This window comes from Streptomyces sp. NPDC107559 (genome assembly GCF_055657365.1).
In genome coordinates this window covers 1-18,059 of the sequence record NZ_JBVKBD010000033.1, presented here as the reverse complement: position 1 = coordinate 18,059, position 18,059 = coordinate 1, and the positions used below count along the sequence as shown (strand labels likewise).

Annotated in this window: 13 protein-coding genes and 5 pseudogenes; 7 read left to right on the top strand and 11 right to left on the bottom strand. The window is 70.5% G+C overall.

Features of this window, described 5'->3' with window-relative positions:
• Positions 1 to 49 precede the first annotated feature (49 nt).
• Positions 50 to 265 (bottom strand): hypothetical protein, encoded by a 216-nt coding sequence (locus tag ACZ7OY_RS42935; protein ID WP_472250932.1) that lies wholly within the window; start codon positions 263 to 265, stop codon positions 50 to 52.
• A 130-nt stretch (positions 266 to 395) separates the two neighbouring features.
• On the opposite strand from ACZ7OY_RS42935, the gene ACZ7OY_RS42930 reads away from it, so the two are divergent.
• Positions 396 to 803, top strand: coding sequence for a hypothetical protein (locus tag ACZ7OY_RS42930; RefSeq protein ID WP_472250931.1), 408 nt, complete (start codon positions 396 to 398; stop codon positions 801 to 803).
• Between the two features lie 195 nt (positions 804 to 998).
• Here ACZ7OY_RS42930 and ACZ7OY_RS42925 read toward each other — a convergent pair.
• Positions 999 to 1,304: pseudogene (locus tag ACZ7OY_RS42925) on the bottom strand (Scr1 family TA system antitoxin-like transcriptional regulator); the annotation flags it as partial.
• Between the two features lie 29 nt (positions 1,305 to 1,333).
• Between ACZ7OY_RS42925 and ACZ7OY_RS42920 the strand changes: the two are divergent.
• Positions 1,334 to 1,420 (top strand): annotated as a pseudogene (locus ACZ7OY_RS42920) (hypothetical protein); the annotation flags it as partial.
• Positions 1,421 to 1,477: 57 nt separating this feature from the next.
• Here the strand turns inward: ACZ7OY_RS42920 and ACZ7OY_RS42915 are convergent.
• From ACZ7OY_RS42915 to ACZ7OY_RS42890, 6 genes and pseudogenes are all read right to left on the bottom strand, one after another.
• A pseudogene (locus tag ACZ7OY_RS42915) lies at positions 1,478 to 1,654 on the bottom strand (IS5-like element ISDge16 family transposase); the annotation flags it as partial.
• 218 nt (positions 1,655 to 1,872) lie between these two features.
• Entirely contained in the window at positions 1,873 to 2,712 is an 840-nt protein-coding gene (locus ACZ7OY_RS42910; RefSeq protein WP_469395437.1) for a carbohydrate ABC transporter permease, read from the bottom strand.
• Entirely contained in the window at positions 2,709 to 4,073 is a 1,365-nt protein-coding gene (locus ACZ7OY_RS42905) for an ABC transporter permease (RefSeq protein ID WP_472250930.1), read from the bottom strand. Before ACZ7OY_RS42905 ends, ACZ7OY_RS42910 begins: the two co-directional genes overlap by 4 nt.
• A 6-nt stretch (positions 4,074 to 4,079) precedes the next feature.
• Complete coding sequence (locus ACZ7OY_RS42900; RefSeq protein ID WP_472250929.1) at positions 4,080 to 5,408, bottom strand: ABC transporter substrate-binding protein; 1,329 nt, start codon at positions 5,406 to 5,408, stop codon at positions 4,080 to 4,082.
• 38 nt (positions 5,409 to 5,446) lie between these two features.
• Complete coding sequence (locus ACZ7OY_RS42895; protein WP_472250962.1) at positions 5,447 to 7,063, bottom strand: glycoside hydrolase family 13 protein; 1,617 nt, start codon at positions 7,061 to 7,063, stop codon at positions 5,447 to 5,449.
• A 190-nt stretch (positions 7,064 to 7,253) separates the two neighbouring features.
• Complete coding sequence (locus ACZ7OY_RS42890) at positions 7,254 to 8,522, bottom strand: ABC transporter substrate-binding protein (RefSeq protein ID WP_472250928.1); 1,269 nt, start codon at positions 8,520 to 8,522, stop codon at positions 7,254 to 7,256.
• Between the two features lie 123 nt (positions 8,523 to 8,645).
• Between ACZ7OY_RS42890 and ACZ7OY_RS42885 the strand changes: the two genes are divergently transcribed.
• From ACZ7OY_RS42885 to ACZ7OY_RS42875, 3 genes are read left to right on the top strand one after another with little or no spacing between them, the layout of a single operon-like run.
• Positions 8,646 to 9,161, top strand: a complete 516-nt coding sequence (locus ACZ7OY_RS42885) for a PadR family transcriptional regulator (protein ID WP_375984473.1) — start codon at positions 8,646 to 8,648, stop codon at positions 9,159 to 9,161.
• Positions 9,158 to 9,907: an ABC transporter ATP-binding protein gene (locus tag ACZ7OY_RS42880; protein WP_472250927.1), complete on the top strand. Its 750-nt coding sequence runs from the start codon at positions 9,158 to 9,160 to the stop codon at positions 9,905 to 9,907. The genes ACZ7OY_RS42885 and ACZ7OY_RS42880 overlap by 4 nt, the downstream gene beginning before the upstream one ends.
• Before the next feature lie 47 nt (positions 9,908 to 9,954).
• Complete coding sequence (locus ACZ7OY_RS42875; protein WP_472250926.1) at positions 9,955 to 12,336, top strand: FtsX-like permease family protein; 2,382 nt, start codon at positions 9,955 to 9,957, stop codon at positions 12,334 to 12,336.
• Positions 12,337 to 12,385: 49 nt separating this feature from the next.
• Here the strand turns inward: ACZ7OY_RS42875 and ACZ7OY_RS42870 are convergent, their stop codons facing one another.
• Entirely contained in the window at positions 12,386 to 12,577 is a 192-nt protein-coding gene (locus ACZ7OY_RS42870; RefSeq protein ID WP_472250925.1) for a hypothetical protein, read from the bottom strand.
• Between the two features lie 6 nt (positions 12,578 to 12,583).
• Positions 12,584 to 13,858 carry an ArgE/DapE family deacylase gene (locus tag ACZ7OY_RS42865; protein WP_472250924.1) on the bottom strand — a complete coding sequence of 425 codons (1,275 nt, stop codon included), beginning with the start codon at positions 13,856 to 13,858 and terminating at the stop codon, positions 12,584 to 12,586.
• A 904-nt stretch (positions 13,859 to 14,762) separates the two neighbouring features.
• On the opposite strand from ACZ7OY_RS42865, the pseudogene ACZ7OY_RS42860 reads away from it, so the two are divergent.
• Positions 14,763 to 15,209, top strand: a pseudogene (locus tag ACZ7OY_RS42860) (transposase); the annotation flags it as partial.
• Between the two features lie 264 nt (positions 15,210 to 15,473).
• Here the strand turns inward: ACZ7OY_RS42860 and tpg are convergent.
• Positions 15,474 to 15,763: pseudogene (gene tpg / locus ACZ7OY_RS42855) on the bottom strand (telomere-protecting terminal protein Tpg); the annotation flags it as partial.
• A 288-nt stretch (positions 15,764 to 16,051) separates the two neighbouring features.
• Here tpg and ACZ7OY_RS42850 point away from each other — a divergent pair.
• Positions 16,052 to 17,851 (top strand): S8 family peptidase, encoded by a 1,800-nt coding sequence (locus ACZ7OY_RS42850; RefSeq protein ID WP_472250923.1) that lies wholly within the window; start codon positions 16,052 to 16,054, stop codon positions 17,849 to 17,851.
• Positions 17,852 to 18,059 lie beyond the last annotated feature (208 nt).

Genomic DNA, 18,059 nt, shown 5'->3' with positions numbered 1-18,059 from the left:
ACTCCGCGGGTAGCGTGAGCGGACTCGGCCCTCTGCCTACTCCTGGATATCAGTGCGTCCACACCTCGGGCCCGCCGCCGCGCCACTCGATCATCTCGGAGCGGACCACGTCCATCTCGTCCCAGCTCTGAAGGCCGGCGGTCTGGAGCAGCGACGCCACGTCCCGGACCGAGTAGGCAAGGCCGAGGATGGCCCCGTCTGCGCGCACACGGCGGGCGCCTTGCTCGTCGGGCGGGTACACGATCACAGGTCTTGCAGAGGTCATGACATCAGCGTGCCCCGATTACCCGATCCCAGCATCCCGGAGATCTTCCGGACGCCAGGCCAACCCACGTTTTCACCAAAAGCCGAGATGCCGGATGATGTCCCTCACGCGCAACATCTCAGGGGGGATCATGCACATCCGCACCACCGCGGCCGCCATCACCGCACTGCTCGCCGTCACTCTCGTCGGCTGTAGCAGCAGCGACAGCGGCAGCGAGGCCGACGCAGCCAAGAGCAGCACGCCAACAGCCGTCAGCAGCAAGGACATTGCCGACGCCGAGCAGGCCGCTGGCATCCCGCCGAAGCCCGACGCCGCCACCCAGGCCGCGCTCATCGGCGTACTCAAGGCCATCGACCCCTCGCTTGTCACCGACCAGGACAAGGCCATCGACAACGCCCGCAACCAGTGCTCCACCATCACCGGCGAAGGCAACGCCAACCAGACCGCCAGGATCTGGTTCTCCACCTCCCAGCACGAGGTCACCGACGCCGAGGCCACGGCCATCAACGCCGCGCTCAAGGCGAGCCTCTGCCCCTGAGCACGAGCACCCCGACCCGGCCGCGCCTCGATGCGGCCGGGTCTTTTAGATGAGCAGCAGGTGCCCGTGCTCGGCGAGGACCGTGGACACCTCGGGCACGTCGTCGAACTCGCGCAGCCGCTCCAGCACGGTGCGGGTACGGACCGCCGTCCGGCCCGACGCCGGATCACCCGACAGCCCGAGCGTCCGGGGCAGTCAGTGGAGAGCCTCGATGGCGCGCACGATCAGCGCCCGCGCCTCTGCCCCGTGCACCGCCAGGACGCGCAACTCCTCGAACGCCTTCACGTACAGAGCGATCTCGGACGGCTGCGTCACCTGCACCCGGACCGCCAGCGGCTCCACCGACACGAGCGCGTCGTCATACACGTGGAACAGCTCCAGTGGCCACATGGGGCGCGCCACGGTCGCGCTTGGGATGATGCCCAGCGACACCTGCGGCAGGGCGCCCACGGTCAGCAGATAGCCCAGCTGCGCGGCCATCTCGTCCTGGTCGCCCAACTGGCGCGCCGGAGAACGCGCCCTACGACCGGATGCTCGCCGCCGTGGGCCTGTGGGACGTGCCCACCGCATGGTGGGAACAGCTCGCCGAGGGCGGCCGCCTCGTCCTTCCGCTGCGCTGGCGAGGCCAGAGCCGATCTGTGGCCCTGACCCGGCGCGCTGACACTCTCGTCTCGAGGGATGAACTGCGGACTGGCAGCCGCCTGCCCCGCGGTCAGGACAAGCACGAGCGGGCGGCATCTGCGGTCCGAGGCGAGATGGATTTTGCTGGTCAGGCCGCCCCGAGACCTGCCGAGCAGAGCCTGCTTCAGGCGGAGCCGGCGCCGGACGTGCCGCCGTTCGGCCTGTCCGTAAGGAATCTGCCCTTTCCGAAACAGTCGTGGCCAGCGTCCGGCTCCGGCAAGGGCCCGCCCATCTCACCTTCATGGCCTGACGATCGTCGCTGCCGAAACAGCCCTGGCGGTACTCTTCTGAGCCGCGTGCCGTGTTCGTACAGATGTGGCGGTGAGGGCGCCAAAGGATCGAATACGGGTGGGCAGCTTCACGAGCTGCCCACCCGCGCCGGGGCGCCTCACTTCACGGAGCCTGCCATGACCCCCTGCACGAAGTACCGCTGGAAAGCGAAGAACACCACCAGAGGGACCACCAGCGACACGAACGCGCCGGGTGCGAGGACGTCGATGTTGCTGCCGAACTGGCGGATCTGCGACTGGAGTTCCACGGTCAGTGGCTGCGAGGAGCTGTCCGCGAAGAGCAGGGCGACCAGCATGTCGTTCCACACCCACAGGAACTGGAAGATGGCGAGGCTGGCGATGGCCGGGCGGCCCACCGGCAGGACCAGCTGTACGAAGATGCGCCACTCGGTGCCCCCGTCCATACGGGCCGCCTCCAGCATCTCCTTCGGCATCTCGGCGAAGTAGTTGCGCAGGAGGAACACCGCGAAGGGCAGGCCGTAGGCGACGTGGAAGAGCACGACGCCGGGAATGGTGCCGAACAGGCCCAGTTCGCCGAAGAGTTTCGCGACCGGCAGGAGACCGATCTGGACCGGGACCACCAGGAGGGCGACGACCACGAGGAAGATGCCGTCGCGTCCTGGGAAGTCGAGCCAGGCGAAGGCGTAGCCGGCGAGTGCCGCGATGACCACGACCAGGAAGGTCGTCGGCACGGAGATGAGCACCGTGTTCCACAGCGACTGCGTCATGCCGGAGTTCTTCAGCAGCGCCGAGTAGTTGTCGAAGGACAGCTGGCCGGGGCTGGAGAGCGCGGTCCACCAGCCGCCCTTGGCGGTGTCCTGGGCCGAGCGCAGCGAGGACACCAGCAGTCCCGCCAGCGGGGTGAGCCAGACCAGGCCGGTCACCACGAGGAAGGCCTGGACCAGGCTGTTGCCCAGGCCGCGCCGGATCGCGTTCATCGCTGACTCCTTCGGAAGCGGCGGACGTTGAAGGCCATGGCCGGGATGACCAGCAACAGCAGGAGCACGCCCAGCGCGCTGCCGAGGCCCTGGTTGTTGCCACCGCCGAACGACACCAGCCACATCTGGGTGGCGAGGACGGTCGCGTCCTCCTGCACCGGGCCCGGCGCGATGATGTACACGAGGTCGAAGACCTTCATCACGTTGATGACGAGCGTCACGAAGACCACGGTCAGTACAGGGGCCAGCAGCGGGACCGTGATCCGCCGGAAGATCTGCCACTCGTTGGCGCCGTCGATCCGCGCCGCCTCCAGCGCGTCGCGCGGCAGGGCCGCGAGTCCTGCTCCGATGAGGACCATGGCGAAGCCGGTCCAGATCCACAGGTACGCGCCGATGATGGCCGGCGTGACGAGGGCCGGGCCGAGCCAGGACACGCCCTGGTAGGGCTGGGCGAAGTTCGAGGCGGGCAGCTCGACCGTGTAGGTGCCGGACTTGAGGCCGGAGAAGCGGTAGGAGCCGTCCACGGCGGTGGTGGTGCTCGCGGCGGTGCTGCCGTGGGCGTCGACCGCCTCGACCCGCATGCCGGGCAGTCCATTCTCCTTGCGGTCGACCACGCCCTGCTTGCCTCCCCCGCCGGGGGTGAAGTCCAGGTAGACGACTCCGCCGACCTCGTCGTCCGCGGCCGTCCGCTGGGCGGCCGGGTAGGCGGGCCGTGCGTCGGCGGGGACGTCGGCGGGGGCGATGCCGACCATCCCGAAGTCCACGGACGTGCCGGGCGAAACGCGGCCGCTCGTGCGGTAGGAGCCGTCGGGGCTCCCGGTCTGGCCGTGACCCTCGCGGGCCCTCGCGGTCGGGTAGGCGGAGGTGTCCTTGAAGGCGTCGTGGACGCTGACGACGGCCGCGTTGAGCACGCCTTTGGAGGGGTCCTCGTCGTAGGCGAGCCGGAAGATGATGCCGGCGGCGAGGAAGGACACGGCCATCGGCATGAACAGCAGCAGCTTGAACGCGGTCGCCCAGCGGACCTTCTCCACCAGGACGGCCAGGACGAGGCCGAGGCCGGTCAGGAGGGTCGGGGCCACGACGACCCAGATGGCGGTGTTCCGTACGGCCTTGAGGGTCGCCGGGTCGCGGAACATCTCGGTGTAGTTGTCGGCGCCGACGAAGCGGGTGCCGGAGGCGTCGAAGAAGCTGCGGCCGACGGAGAACAGCACGGGGTAGACGACGAGCGCGCCGAGCAGGAGCAGTGCCGGGAAGACGAACAGCGCGGCGCCGAGGCGTGCCCGCCGCCGGGAGCGGCGGGCACGTTCGGCGGGTCCGGCGGACGGCGGGCCGACCGTCTCCTTGACCAGGGTGGATGTCATGATCCGTCAGCCCTTGTAGGCCTTGGCCGCGGCGGTCTCCAGCTCGGCCGCGGTGCCCTTGGGGTCGGACGGGTCGCGCAGGAAGTCCTGGAGGAGCTTCCACTCGCCGGCGCCCTTGGTGCCGCCGAAGGCCGCGGGGGCCTGGTCGGACATGTCGAAGCGAACGGAGTCGCCGGCGTCGACGAGGGACTTGGCGGTGGCGCGGGTGACGTCGTCGCCGTAGGAGTCGAGGGGGAGGTTCTTGTTCGGGGACAGGTAGCCGCCCGCCTTCGCCCAGACGGCCGACGCCTCGGGGGTGGCCAGGTATTCGAGGAGCTGCATGCCCGCCTTGGCGTTCTTGCCGTCCTTGAGGACGACGGCGGCGTCGCCGCCGCTGACGACCGGGGCCTTGCCGCCGTCTACGGGCGGGAAGGGGAAGAAGTCGGCGTCCTTGCCGATGGTCTTGTTGAACTGGTCGTGGGCGACGCCGGCGACGAAGTCGCCCTCGTAGACCATGCCGGCGTCGGGCTTGGGGCCGAAGACCTTCTCCACCGAGCCCGGGAAGTCGGTGTTGAGGGCCTCCTTCTGGCCGCCGGCGACGAGCTTCTTGTCCTTGAAGAGCTTGCCGAGGGTGCCGAGTGCCTTGACCACGGAGGCGTCGGTCCACTTGAGCTCGTGGGCGGCGAGGGCGTCGTACTTCTCGGGGCCCGCCTGGGAGAGGTAGATGTTCTCGAACCAGTCGGTAAGGGTCCAGCCGTCCTGGCCGGCGACGGAGAACGCGGACAGGCCGGAGTCGGAGATCGTGTTCCCGACCTTGAGCATGTCGTCGTACGAGGTCGGGGGCTTGACGCCGGCCTGGCTGAAGGCGTCGGGGCTGTACCAGACCGTCGACTTGTGGGCGGCCTTGAAGTAGAGGCCGTAGAGGGTGCCGTCGACGCTGCCGTACTTCTTCCACACGGAGGCGTAGCCGGCGTCGACGGACTTCTGGGTGGTGGCCGACAGGGGGGTGAGCCAGCCCTGCTTGGCGAACTGCTGGAGGACGCCGACCTGCGGGACCATGACGACGTCGGGGGCGTTGCCGCCCTCGATCTTGCTGCCGACGACGGTGGAGACGTTGTCGCCGGTGGACACGAACTGCGTCTTGGCGCCGGTCTTGGCACTGAACGCGTCGAGGACCTTCTGGAAGTTCTTCTGTTCGGTGCCGGACCAGACCCCGGCCACGGTGACGGTCTGGCCGCTGAGTGCCTTGTCCCCGCCGCCGGCGCTGACCGCGTCGTTGCCGCCGCAGGCGGTGGCGCCGAGGGCGAGGGTGAGGGCGGTGCAGCTCGTGAGCAGGGTCGTACGTCGTCGCATCATCGTTGATGTCCCTTCGAGTGCTGGTGACTGCTGGATGATCAGAGGTCGTTGATCCACCAGGCGGCGGTCGAGCCGGGGAGGACCCCGGTCGGGCAGGGGCCGCTGGCGAGAAGAGGGGTGCCGTCGACCGGCGCGGGCACGGGCGCGGTGGTGAAGTTGACGGCGCAGACGAGGCCGTCGCCGCGGACGAAGGCGAGGACGCCGGGCTGGGTGTCCAGCCAGCGCAGTGATCCCTCGCCCAACTGCGGCAGGGAGGCGCGCAGTTGGAGGCCGTCCCGGTAGAGGTGCCAGAAGGAGCGGGTGTCGGCGAGGGCGCGGTCTGTGGCGTACTCGGCGAAGTAGTCGGGCTGGGGCAGCCAGGGGCGGGCGCTCTCGGTTCCGGAGGTGAAGCCGAACGGGGATGCCTGGCCGGACCAGGGCAGCGGGACCCGGCAGCCGTCGCGGACCCGGTCCCGGCTGCCGGTGCGGCGGAAGATCGGGTCGGTGAGGACGTCGTCGGGCAGGTCGATGACCTCGGGCAGGCCGAGCTCCTCGCCCTGGTAGATGTAGGCGGCTCCGGGCAGCGCGAGCATGAGCAGGGCGGCGGCGCGGGCGCGGGCGGGGCCGAGGCCGCTGCCTTCCGGTGTGGGTTCGCCGTAGCGGGTGACGGTGCGGACCTGGTCGTGGTTGTTGAGGACCCAGGTGACCGTGGACCCGGTGCCGGCGATGTCCTGCATGGCCTCGGAGATGACCTTGTGGAAGGCGTCGTCGCTCCAGGGCGCGCCGAGCAGGTCGAAGAAGAAGGCCTGGTGCAGTTCGTCGGGGCGGACGTACTGCGCGTGTTCGCGGGCGGTGGGGACGGAGACCTCGCCGACCAGGAGGCGTTCGGAGCCGTCGCGGGCGGTGTACTCCTCGCAGACCGCTCGCCAGTGGCGCCAGACCTCGTGGACCTCGGGCTGGTTCCAGGCGAGGGGGTTGACCGAGTCGCGGGTGCGGGCGTCGGCCTCGGGGTCGTCGGAGTCGGGGAGTTCGGGGTGCTTGAAGAGTCCGGCTGCGACGTCGATGCGGAAGCCGTCGACGCCGCGGTCGAGCCAGAAGCGCAGCACGCGGTCGAACTCGGCGCCGGTCTCGGGGTTGCGCCAGTTCCAGTCGGGCTGGTCCGGGGTGAACATGTGCAGGTACCACTGGCCGGGGCGGCCGTCCGCCTCGGTGATGCGGGTCCAGGCCGGGCCGCCGAACATGGCGTGCCAGTTGTTGGGCGGCTCGGAGCCGTCGGGGCCGCGGCCGTCGGCGAAGTGGAAGCGGGCGCGGGCCGCGCTGCCGGGCTCGGCGGCGAGTGCCTCCTTGAACCACGGGTGCTCGGAGGAGCAGTGGTTGGGGACGATGTCGAGGAGGACCCGGATGCCGAGTCGTCCGGCGGCGGCCATCAGCCGGTCGAACTCGGCGAGGTCGCCGAAGGTCGGGTCGACGTCGCAGTAGTCGGCCACGTCGTAGCCGTGGTCGTGCTGCGGCGAGGGGTAGAAGGGGCTCAGCCAGATCCCGTCGACGCCCAGCTTCTTCAGGTACGGCAGGCCGGCCCGGACTCCGGCGAGGTCGCCGATGCCGTCTCCGGTGCTGTCGAGGAAGCTGCGGACGTACACCTGATAGATGACTGCGTCGCGCCACCAGCGGTGCATGTTCAACCCAGTGCCTGTCTCTATGTGCTCAGTGGTTATGCATGCATGTTAAGTAAACATGTCTGGAGCGTGTCAATGAAAAGTGCACAGGCCGCGAGATATACGTCCTTTAAATGCGCATAAATCAGACCCTAAAGGGGCAACTCGTGACCCTGGCGTTACCTAACAAGTAACTAGAGGAGGGGTGGGGTCAGCGCCCCTGGATGGCGGCGAGCTCCTCGGCCAACCGCCGAACGGCCGCGTCGGACGACTCGTGTCCGGTCATCGCGTCGTGCACCACCGCCTGCACCACCAGACTGACCTGGTCGTAGCGCGGGCTCTTGGGGCGCGGAGCGGCGCTGAGCACACTCGAGCGCAGGGTGGGCAGATAGGGGAACCGCCTGACCAGGTCCGGGTCCGTGTAGAGGGCGGCCCGCACGGGCGGCAGCGCGCCGAGGGTGAGCACCTGGCGCTGGACCTGCTCACTGGTCAGGTAGGCGATCAGCCGGGCAGCCGAATCCGGGTGCCCGGCATGGGTGTTGACGGCGAGATCGGAGCCGCCGAGCACACTGGTCCCCGGCCCGTCGGGACCCGGCAGCCGTACCGCGCCGACCTTCCCGGCGACGGGAGAACCCGGCGCCGACGCGACGGCGTACGCGTAGGGCCAGTTGCGCAGGAAGAGCAGCCGGCCGTCCTGGAACGCCTGCTTGGACTCCTCCTCCTTGTAGGAGAGTGCCGCCTTGGGTATCCACCCCTCGCGCAGGCCCCGCGCGAGGAAGTCGATGCCCTGGCGGGCGGCCGCGGAGTTCACCGTGACACGGTCGCCCTCGCCGCCGAGGATGGTGCCGCCTGCCGAGTACACCGTCTCGGCGGCGTTCACGGTCAGGCCCTCGTAGGGCAGGAACTGGCCCGCATAGCCGTCCAGACCGTACTTCGGCGCGATGGTCTTCGCGTCCTGCTCCAGTTCCGCCCAGGTCGTCGGCGGCGGCGCACCCTCCTTGGCGAGGATGTCCTTGCGGTACAGCAGCAGTCCGGCGTTGGTGACGTAGGGAACCGCGTACAGCCGCCCGTCGTACTTCGCCGTCTCCACGACCGGCTCGAGGAACGACTTGAGCGGGAAGCGGTCCTCGGCCAGCGGGCGTATCCATCCTGCGGCCGCGAACTCCGAGGTCCAGGTGACGTCGATGTTAAGGACGTCGAACCGGCTCCGGTCGCCGCCGCGCAGATCGGTGACCATCTGCGCGTGCGTCTCGTCGGCGGAGTCCGGCAGTTCGACGAGCGTGACCCGCTCACCGGGATGCGTGCGGTTCCAGCCGTCGAGCACCGTGCCCAGATAGCCGGTGAGGTCACCTGCCGTGGCCAGCGTCAGCGGCCCGCGGCCGCCCCCGCCATCGGTCTCCCCCTCGTTCGAGGAGACGCACCCGGTCAGCACCACGCCGAGAACGAGGAGGCATCTACCCGCGGCTTTCGTCCACCGCATAGGTTCCTCCCTGCGCACGTACCCACCTGGCATCATCGCCACGGCCGAAGGCCATGTATACCCGTTAGGTATGGGCGATACTAGAGGCCAGGGACACATTACGAGGACGGGAGGACCGCGGCAGTGCGTCAGCCCCTCCTTGCCCTTCTGGCACGCGGACCTGCCCATGGGTACGAGCTCAAGCAGGGTCTTGAGCAACTGCTGGGCTCCGCGTACCCTCAGCCGAACGTCGGCCAGATCTACGTGACCCTCGGACGCCTCGAGAAGCAGGGACTCATCGAGGGCGAGGACATCGAACAGTCCAGCCGGCCCAACAAGAAGGTCTACCGCCTCACCGAGTCCGGGCAGGAAGAGCTGCGCGCCTGGTTCGAACGGCCCGAGGACGAGCCACGGGTGCGGGACGACTTCTTCATGAAGCTGGCGCTGGCCCCGGGAACCGGCCTCGCCGACCGGATCGCCCTCATCAACAAACAACGGCGCCAGTACCTCAACTCCATGCGTAACCTGTCCAAACTGGCCGGCGCCGAAGACCGTGACAACCGCATCGCCCACCTCCTGATCGAGGGCGCGATGCTGCACCTTCAGGCCGACCTCGACTGGCTGGAGCGGTGCCAGGAAGAGCTGGAGGAGCTGGAGTGAGCGACAGCCCCGCTCCCGTGCTGCGCGCAGAGAATCTGATACGGACGCACTACGGCGAGAGCGGCCCGGCACACGCCGTCCGCGGCGTCGACCTGAGCGTCCGCCACGGCGAGTTCGTCGCCGTCACCGGCCCATCCGGGGCCGGGAAGTCCACCCTGCTGCACCTGCTGGGCGGGCTGCAGCAGCCCGACAGCGGCTCCCTCTGGCTGGACGGCGAGTGCACCGACACCTGGCGCGAGGCCCGCTGGGCGGTCGAGCGCCGCAAGCGCATCGGCATCGTCTTCCAGTTCTTCAACCTCGTCTCCAGCCTGTCGGTCGCCGACAACGTGGAGCTTCCCGCCCTCCTCGCCGGTGCCTCCCCGAAGCGGGCGCGCGCCGAACGGGAGGAGCTTCTCGCGGACCTGGGCATCGCGGGCAAGGAGCGCAGTCTGCCGGGCGAGCTGTCCGGCGGCGAGCAGCAGCGCGTCGCACTGGCCCGGGCCCTCGTCAACCACCCTCCGCTGCTGCTGGCCGACGAACCCGCCGGCAGCCTCGACAGCAAGGGCACCCGCGAGGTGATGCGGCTGCTGTCCCGCTTCCACCAGCGGGGGCAGACCATCGTCCTGGTCACCCACGACGCCCGGCTCGCCAGCGCCGCGGACCGGGTGATCAGTTTCTTCGACGGGCGCATCGCCGACGACGCCGAACTCGACAGGGCGCCGTCGCGCCGGCCGGGGGCGTCCGGGGTGCTCGAGCTCAAGGACTGACGCGCCCTCCTGCGGATGTACGACGACCCCCGAAAGGGATGGATCTCATGCGCGCCACCTTGCGCTGGGCACACTCCGATCTGCGCACCCACCGCGGGGAGGCGCTGTTCCTGGTGCTCGCCACCGCCGGCATCGTCATGTCGCTGCTGCTGGCCACCGCGCTGTTCGGCTACGCCACCAACCCCTGGCAGCGCACCTTCACCCAGGCCCGCGGGGCGCACGTCTGGCTGCACACCGGCTCGGCGACCGACCTCGGCAAGCTGAGGGGCGTGGACGGGGTCGAGGCGGTCGCCGGTCCCTACGCCACCAACGCGACGACCCTCGCCTCCCGCGGCACCCGGGCCGCCGTGGAACTGCGGGCCACCCCCGAACTCCCCCGCGTGGGCCGCCCTCTCCTGACCGCAGGACACTGGCTCGCCCCCGGCACCCCCCGCGGCGTGGTCCTGGAGAGCAGCCTGGCCCGCGCTCTGCTCGCCGGCCCCGGTGACACGCTCAGCCTGCCCGGCGGCGACGAAAAGGTCACCGTCGTCGGGGTCGCAGACAGCCCCGAGGACCGCTACCGCGCCGGCGAGCAGCCCGGTCTCGTCTGGGCCCTGCCCGCCGCCGTGCCGCACCCCACCGGCCAGGTAGTCGGTCTTCGCCTGGTCGACCCGGCCGACACCGACTACGCCGTCCAGCGCGCTGTCACCCTCCTGGGCACGGGTGCCATCGGCGAGGTCTCCACCTGGCAGCAGGCCCGCGCCGCGGCCCAGGGCGACAACCGGCTCCTCGGCCAGGTGCTCGGCCTGTTCGGCCTGGGCGCGCTGATCGCCGCGGGGTTCGCCGTGCACGGGGCGATCGCCACCCGCATCCGCGGCCACCTGCGGGACATATCGGTCCTCAAGGCCATCGGATTCACGCCCGGTCAGGTCGTCCGCGTCTTCCTCTGCCAGCACATCGCCTACGCCGTCTTCGGCGCGCTGGCCGCGTCGGCCGTGACCGAGACCCTGGGCGGCCTCGTCCCGGGCCGCCTGGGCGACGCCGTCCGCATGTGGCGCATCCTGCCCGGCCACACCCTGGCGCAGTGCGCCATCCCGGCGGGAGCCGTGCTGTTCATCGCGGCGACGACGGGGCTGGCCGCCTGGCGGGCAGGCCGTGTGCCGCCCGTACCGGGCACCCGGCCGACGCCGACGGCGTGGTCGGCGCCCTCGCAGGCGGCGCGCCCGGTCCCGCACCGAGGTCCCTCGACCGCCGCACGCCGCGCACTGCGGCGGCTGATCACCCCTGCCCGGTCCAGGGGACCGCTGTCCACGGTGATGCGGCGCGCCATCGACATCGGCGTGCCGGCCGGCCTGGTGCTCGGCTGGCACGCGGCCGTCGCGCGGCCCGTGCGGTCCCTGACCACCGTGGCGCGCCTCACGCTGCCGCTGCTGCTGATCGTCGTGGCCATGAGCGCGTGGACCACCCTCGACCGCTTCCACAGCGAGCCGCAGAAGGTGGGTGTCCCCGCCGCGCTGACCGTCCACACCCACCACGGAATCAGCGATGCGGACGTACGCGGCCTGCTGCACCGCGATCCGCAGGTCGCCGCCGTCTACCCGGGCGTCGAAGTGGCCGCGCTGGTCCCGGGCCAGACGGCCACCATCGTCCTGAGCGGCCTCGGCACCGCCCGCTCCCCCTACCCCTACGCCGTCGCCGAGGGCCGCTCCCCCCGCGCCAGTGACGAGGCGGTCGCCGGTCAGGGCCTGCTCGACCTGCTGAACGTGCGGGTCGGCGACTGGGTCCGCATGACCGTCGGCGACCAACCGCAGATCCTGCACATCGTGGGTCGCAGCATCGAACCCGAGAACGCCGGCCGCGTCATCTCCACCTCGCTCGACACCCTCCGCGAGAACGACCCCGGCATCACCCCGGCCCTCTACCAGCTGCGCCTGCGGCCCGGCGCGGACCCGCACACCGTCGCCGGGCGTCTGACCACCGCCGGGCACGACCAGCTGGACGTGCACGCGGTGACCAACCCGGCCGACGAGCTCTCGCCGCTGCGCGGGGTCGTGGCCGGCCTCGTCCTCGTCCTGGCCCTGATCGGACTGGTCGAGCTGCTCACGGCGATCGGCGGCACGGTCCGCGAGGGCGAGCGCGACCTGCTGGCGCTGAAGGCCATCGGCCTGTCCCCGCGCCAGATCACCGCGGTCACGATGACGGCCACGGGCTGTACGGCGCTGGCGGCGTTCCTCGCCGCGGCCGCCCTCGGGGTGCCGCTCGCGCTCTGGCTGATCGACCAGCAGGGCGTATCGAGCGGTATCGGGGCGGGCATCGCGCAGAGCCCTCCGGGGGCACTGCTGCTGGCCCTCGGGGCCGCCACTGTGCTGGGTGCGGTCGCTCTCGCGGCGCTCCCTGCGGCGCGTGCGGCGCGGCGACGGCTCGCGGACACCCTGGCGGCGGTCGCCTGAGCCGGGCCCGCCGCACGCGGGAGGGCCAGGCGCCGATCCGAAGCCGGGCTCAGGGAAGGTCCTGCTCCGACCAGATCGACTTTCCCGAGCCGGTGTACCGGTAGCCCCAGCGCTGGGACGCCTGGGCAGCCCCGGGCAGGGCAGCGCGGCACCCGGGGGCACCCTGGATGCAGCGCTGCCGGGGCGAGCCGGAGCCACTGGACCGGACCGGCAGCCGTGTCTGCGCGGCGTCCCCGCGCATGCAGGGCTACCTCGTGCCCACGATACGCAGCGAGGCCAGGATCAGTGCGCGAGTCACGGTCAGGACATCGGCGAGACACACCTGCTCCTGGGGCCCGTGCGCCCAGCGGACTTCACCGGGCCCGTACTGGAGCGTGGGGATGCCGTGTCCGGCGTACAGGCGCAGGTCGCTGCCGTAGGGCGCACCCTGTTCCCCGGGCGGCCTGCCGCCGGTGATGTCGGCGTGGGCGCGACCGACCTGGGCTGCCAGGGGGTGGCCGTCCGGCATGCGTCCGCTGGCGAACTGACCGCCGGGCCAGGTCACCGTGGCCGGGTGGGCGCGCAGCCAGGGGTCGTCGGCGCAGGCCCGGGCGATGCAGTCCTCCAGTTCCTTGCGGGCGCAGGCCGGGTCCTCGTCCAGCCGGACTCCCAGTCGTCCCTCGGCCACGAGGAGGTCGGGGACGCTGCTGGCCCAGTCGCCGGCGTGGACCGTCCCTACGGACAGCGGGTAGGGGACGGGGTAGGCGGCCATCAACGGGTGGGGGTCGGCGTTGCGAGCGGCTTCCAGGCGGGCCAGAGCGTGGTGGAGCGGCAGGTAGGCGTCGAGGGCGCTGACGCCTGCGTAGCGGGTACTGCCGTGGGTCGCCTGGCCCGGGACCTCGATGCGGAAGGTCAGAGCGCCTGCGTTCGCCGTCATCAGCGCGCCGCCGGTCGGTTCGGCGATGACGCATGCGTCCGCGGTGTGACCGCGCCGAAGCGTGCCGAACGCGCCGAGCCCGCCGTCCTCTTCACTGACCACGAAGTGCGCCGCGAGACGGCCTCGCAGACGCACCCCACCGGCGCGGATGGCTGTCATGGCCGCGAGCACGGCCGCCAGACCGGCCTTCATGTCACAAGCACCACGACCGTGGACGATGTCACCGGTGACCCGGGGCACGAACGGGTCGCCCACCCACCGTGCCCGGTCGCCCGGAGGAACGACGTCCACATGGCCCTGCAGGGCGAGTACCGGTCCGTCACCGCCGTCGTGGGTGCTGCCCACCAGCCCCCACGCCTCGTCCCGCGGCACCTCGGCGCCCGGGTAATCAGGGTCCGCACGCAGTTCTTGCAGGTCCATGGACCACAAGTCGGTTTCGAGATCGAGCCGCTGGAAGTGTCGGGCCAGCATGTGCTGCAGCTCGGACTCGGCGGCACTGCCCGTCACACTCGGCACAGCGAGCAGTTCCAGCAGCGTCCGGCCGACGGCGGCCTCGTCCACGGCGGCCAGCGCGGCGGCTTCGGCAGCATTCAGGGACACAGTCATCGCAGTGCGGCTCCCCGCAGGTCGGCGTCAGGCCGCTCCAGACACTAGTGTCGGATTCCTCGAAGAAGATAGACATACCGGCGTTGTAGGAAGCGGGCCTTACGACGATCCACGGCGCCGTTCCCGCACCGGACCGGAGGCTCAGCACACCGGGAACCGCCGGCACCACCGCCACCCGCGGACCGACCCGCACCGCGCGGCCGGCGGAACGGCAGGCAGGCCGTCCACCTCCTTGAGCGACCTCGCCGAGCTGCAACGGGCCTGAACAGCCTGGCGCAACTCACCGCGACGAACGGCTCTGCCGGGTCATGGAATCGTGAATGTACGCGCACCACGGTGCCAGGTGACGGGACGTCACGGTGGCAGAACGCCGTTGATCGTCCTCGCGGAATGTGTGCCAGAACCCTTAACTCACCAACAAAGCAAGGCGCCGGCATCCCCCAGATCACGGCCGTTGACGTTCTTCGGGCGGCGAAAGAGTTGGCTTTCATGTCAGTCCCGCAGCGGCTCGGAGGAACGGTCTGACGACCGCGGCAGCTCCCATCTCGCCCGAGGCCAGCCGCTCTCACATGCAGGAGAGCCTGCTCACCGTGCCGCGGGCGGGGTGCTGATGGTCAACCCCACCCCCGCGAAGGGATCAGCCCTCCTCCGACAGCTGATCGCCCGGCTGCCGGGCCGCCGGATCACGCTGGTGGAGGGCTGGTGGGACACGGCAGGGAGTTCGCCTCCTACCCGAACGTCCACTGGGTGCCCCGCACTTTGCTCTCAGATAGCGCGCGCGTCGGGCGCCCCACTCGCACTCACTTCGCGAGCACGCCCCCCGCAGGATGCACATGTGGCAAACCTGCAGTTCGGCTCTGAGGACAACGTCGCGACCGGTGACCACGCGTGATCCTGCTCTGCAGGCACCCGATGGCGAGCCTGAGCGCGGGCCGACAGGCCCTGCTCACCTCGCCCACCTCTGCGACGGCCAGTCCTGTGTCCAGCCCGCGGCCGGTTTCGGGATCGGCGCCACCCTCGTGCACCGGTGCGTCACCGAAGCCGTCGAGCCCCTGGCCGCCCTCGGCCCACACTCGCCGAAACCGAAGGGCCGCATCGATGAAGGCCTCTGTGATCCTGGACGGGACGCCTCTGCCGATCGACCGGACCGCCGCCGACCGTCCCTTGCGCTCAGGCAAGCACAGAAAACCCGGCATGAACCTGCAGGTCACAGCCGATCCGAAGGGGCGCCGCCTCCGCGCCTCACCGGCCCTGGCCGTGCCGTCCACGACGTTCGGGCGGCACGCGGGCACGGGGCATCATCGACGCTCTCGCCAAGGCCGGCATCACCTGCTGGGCGGACCAGGGCCATCCGCCCGGCAGGGATCGGCCCGAAGACGCTGCGCCGGTACGCACGCCTGAGGGACAAGCGCTCACCACCCGGTTACGACGGACCTCCATCAACCTGCCGCCGGACGCTCCCAAGCTCGACCCAGTCGGCGGCGTGGTGGCAGCTCACGCGGTCGCCGGCCAGCCTAACCAAACGCAGCACCGGCCGGCTCACCGCGCTACTGACGGCGCGGCTGAAGCGGATGCCGTAGCGTTCCTGCGTCAGCGAAAGCGCTCATCGCCAGAAGATGCCGCCGGTGGTCGCCGCCTTCTTGCGGGCCCTGGCCCGGATCTGGGGCTGCCAGCGGGCCTTCACCTCGCGCTCCAGGCATGCGGCGAGGTCCGGGCGCGGTTTTTGATCTGGTCTTTCACGTACCGCTCGACGGTGCCCTGGGAGATCCGCAGCAACTGGGCGACCGCCCTGGTGCCCTTGTACTGCTTGACCAGGTAGCGCATCTGCGCGGGTGCGGTCTTGGGCGCCGGGCGGGTGAACGCCCTGTGGACCGCGGCGTCCAGGCCGTCCCCGAACATGCTCATCGTCGCCTTCTCCTATTCGCCGTCCACCACGCCAGCAGCCGGTCCACCCCGTCGATGGCCGGCACCAGGTCGGCGGCGTACGCCAGGGTGCGGTCGACGTCGCAGAGCTCCCGGCGGATCCCGACCCCCGATGCCCGGAGTACGCCTTTTCAGCCATTCCCCTATAACGCCCCTGTACGGAAAGGTACTTCCGTACAGGAGCACACGCCTGGCATCTTGCATCCACCACTCGTTTCGTACGGCCTGGCCGGTGCCCTCAGCACGGCCGGGCCGTCTCCGGAGGACGCATTGATACCCCACATATCGAGCCGGACCAGACGCACGCTGGTCCTGGCGGCCACGCTCGGTGCCGCCCTCGTGTTCGGCGCCCCGGGCGCCCTCGCGGGCACGCTCCCCATCGGCCCCTCCCCCGCGCCAGCCGCCAAGGCCCACGCTGCGGCCGCCGTGCCGGCTTCCCAGAGTGCGACCTGGGTGGCCGGCACGCGTGCCTACCTCGTGATCACCGCCCCCGGTGACAGTTCGGCGGTCCGCTCCGCGATCGCGGCCAACGGAGGCACCGTCTTCTCGAACTTCGACGCCATCGGCGTGATCGTCGCCCACTCGGCGTCCAGCACATTCGCCGCCACCATGCGCGGCGTCGCCGGCGTGCAGCAGGTCGGCGCCACGCGCACCTCGGACGTCCCGGCCGACGCCTACAACCCGGCGCTCCCGGCCAACCCGGCCCAGGCCTCGACCCCGGCAGGAGAGCCGGTCCGGGCCGACATGAGCCAGATCAAGGCCGACCAGGCCTGGGCCGTGAACCCGGGCTCCGCCTCCGTCACGGTCGGCATCCTGGACACCGGTGTGGACGACCAGCACCAGGACCTGGCGCCCAACTTCGACGCGGCCGACTCGGTCTCCTGCGCCTACGGCAAGCCCGACACCCGTGTCGGCGCCTGGCGGGACGTCGACACGCACGGCACCCACGTAGCGGGCACCATCGCCGCGGCCAAGAACGGCAAGGGCGTCGTCGGCGTGGCCCCCGGGGTGAAGATCGCCGCGGTCCGGGTCGCTGAGCCGGGCAACTCCTTCTTCTTCGCCGAGAACACCATCTGCGGCTTCGTCTGGGCCGGTGACCACGGCTTCAAGGTCACCAACAACAGCTACTACACGGACCCGTGGCAGTTCAACTGCCCGGACAACATCGACCAGGCCGCCATCATCGAGGGCGTCAAGCGCGCCCAGGAGTACGCCGAGGGCAAGGGTTCCCTCCAGATCGCCGCCGCGGGCAACGAGAACTACGACCTCGCCCACAAGACGACCGACTCCGCGAGCCCGAACGACTCGACGCCGGTCACCCGCACGATCACCAACGCCTGCCTCGACATCCCGACCGAACTGCCGGGCGTGGTCACGGTCGCGGCCAACGGCACGGGTGTCACCAAGGCCTCGTTCTCCAACTACGGGCAGGGCGTCATCGACGTCGCGGCGCCGGGCAGCAACGTGTACTCCACTGTCCCCGGCGGTGGCTACGGCAGCAAGAGCGGCACCTCGATGGCCACCCCGCACGTGGTCGGCGTGGCGGCACTCATCGCCAGCGCCAACCCGGGCATCACCCCGGCGCAGATCCGCGCCAAGCTGGCCGCCCAGGCCAACGACATCGCCTGCCCCTCGGACAGCCGCTGCACGGGCACGACGGCCAACAATTCGTTCTTCGGCGAAGGACAAGTCGACGCCCTCAAGGCCGTCGGGACCACCCCGCCGCCCGGTAAGTACTTCGAGAACCTCGCGGACTTCGCCATCAACGACAACGCGACCGTGGAGAGCCCCATCGCCATAACCGGCGTGACCGGCAACGCCCCGGCCACCCTCAAGGTGGGTGTGGACATCAAGCACACCTACATCGGTGACCTGAAGGTCGACCTGGTGGCGCCGGACGGCACCGTCTACACGCTGCACAACCACACCGGCGCCAGCGCCGACAACATCGCCCAGACCTACACCGTAAACGCCTCCTCGGAGGTCGCGAACGGCACCTGGAAGCTGCGCGTCAACGACAACGCCGCCTCCGACACAGGCAAGATCGACGCCTGGAACCTGACCTTCTAGCACAGGGCCCGCCAGGCCCTCCAGCGCACGACCTGGAGGGCCTGGCGGGCGTGCGATGGTCCAGGTGCGCGAACGCGACGGTCTTCAGGCGGCGGATCTCTTGACGTGCTCCGCGCCCTAAAGGACGGGGATTCCAGCCTGGGCCGTCTGGCCCTTCTGGTGGCTTCCTGCTTCACCGCGCTGTGCGGGCACGTGTGCCCGTCTTACC

Coding starts and splice junctions, on each gene's coding strand:
- ACZ7OY_RS42935 (WP_472250932.1), bottom strand. CDS start 265: ATGACCTCTGCAAGACCTGTGATCGTGTACCCGCCCGACGAGCAAGGC.
- ACZ7OY_RS42930 (WP_472250931.1), top strand. CDS start 396: ATGCACATCCGCACCACCGCGGCCGCCATCACCGCACTGCTCGCCGTC.
- ACZ7OY_RS42910 (WP_469395437.1), bottom strand. CDS start 2,712: ATGAACGCGATCCGGCGCGGCCTGGGCAACAGCCTGGTCCAGGCCTTC.
- ACZ7OY_RS42905 (WP_472250930.1), bottom strand. CDS start 4,073: ATGACATCCACCCTGGTCAAGGAGACGGTCGGCCCGCCGTCCGCCGGA.
- ACZ7OY_RS42900 (WP_472250929.1), bottom strand. CDS start 5,408: ATGATGCGACGACGTACGACCCTGCTCACGAGCTGCACCGCCCTCACC.
- ACZ7OY_RS42895 (WP_472250962.1), bottom strand. CDS start 7,063: ATGCACCGCTGGTGGCGCGACGCAGTCATCTATCAGGTGTACGTCCGC.
- ACZ7OY_RS42890 (WP_472250928.1), bottom strand. CDS start 8,522: ATGCGGTGGACGAAAGCCGCGGGTAGATGCCTCCTCGTTCTCGGCGTG.
- ACZ7OY_RS42875 (WP_472250926.1), top strand. CDS start 9,955: ATGCGCGCCACCTTGCGCTGGGCACACTCCGATCTGCGCACCCACCGC.
- ACZ7OY_RS42870 (WP_472250925.1), bottom strand. CDS start 12,577: ATGCGCGGGGACGCCGCGCAGACACGGCTGCCGGTCCGGTCCAGTGGC.
- ACZ7OY_RS42865 (WP_472250924.1), bottom strand. CDS start 13,858: ATGACTGTGTCCCTGAATGCTGCCGAAGCCGCCGCGCTGGCCGCCGTG.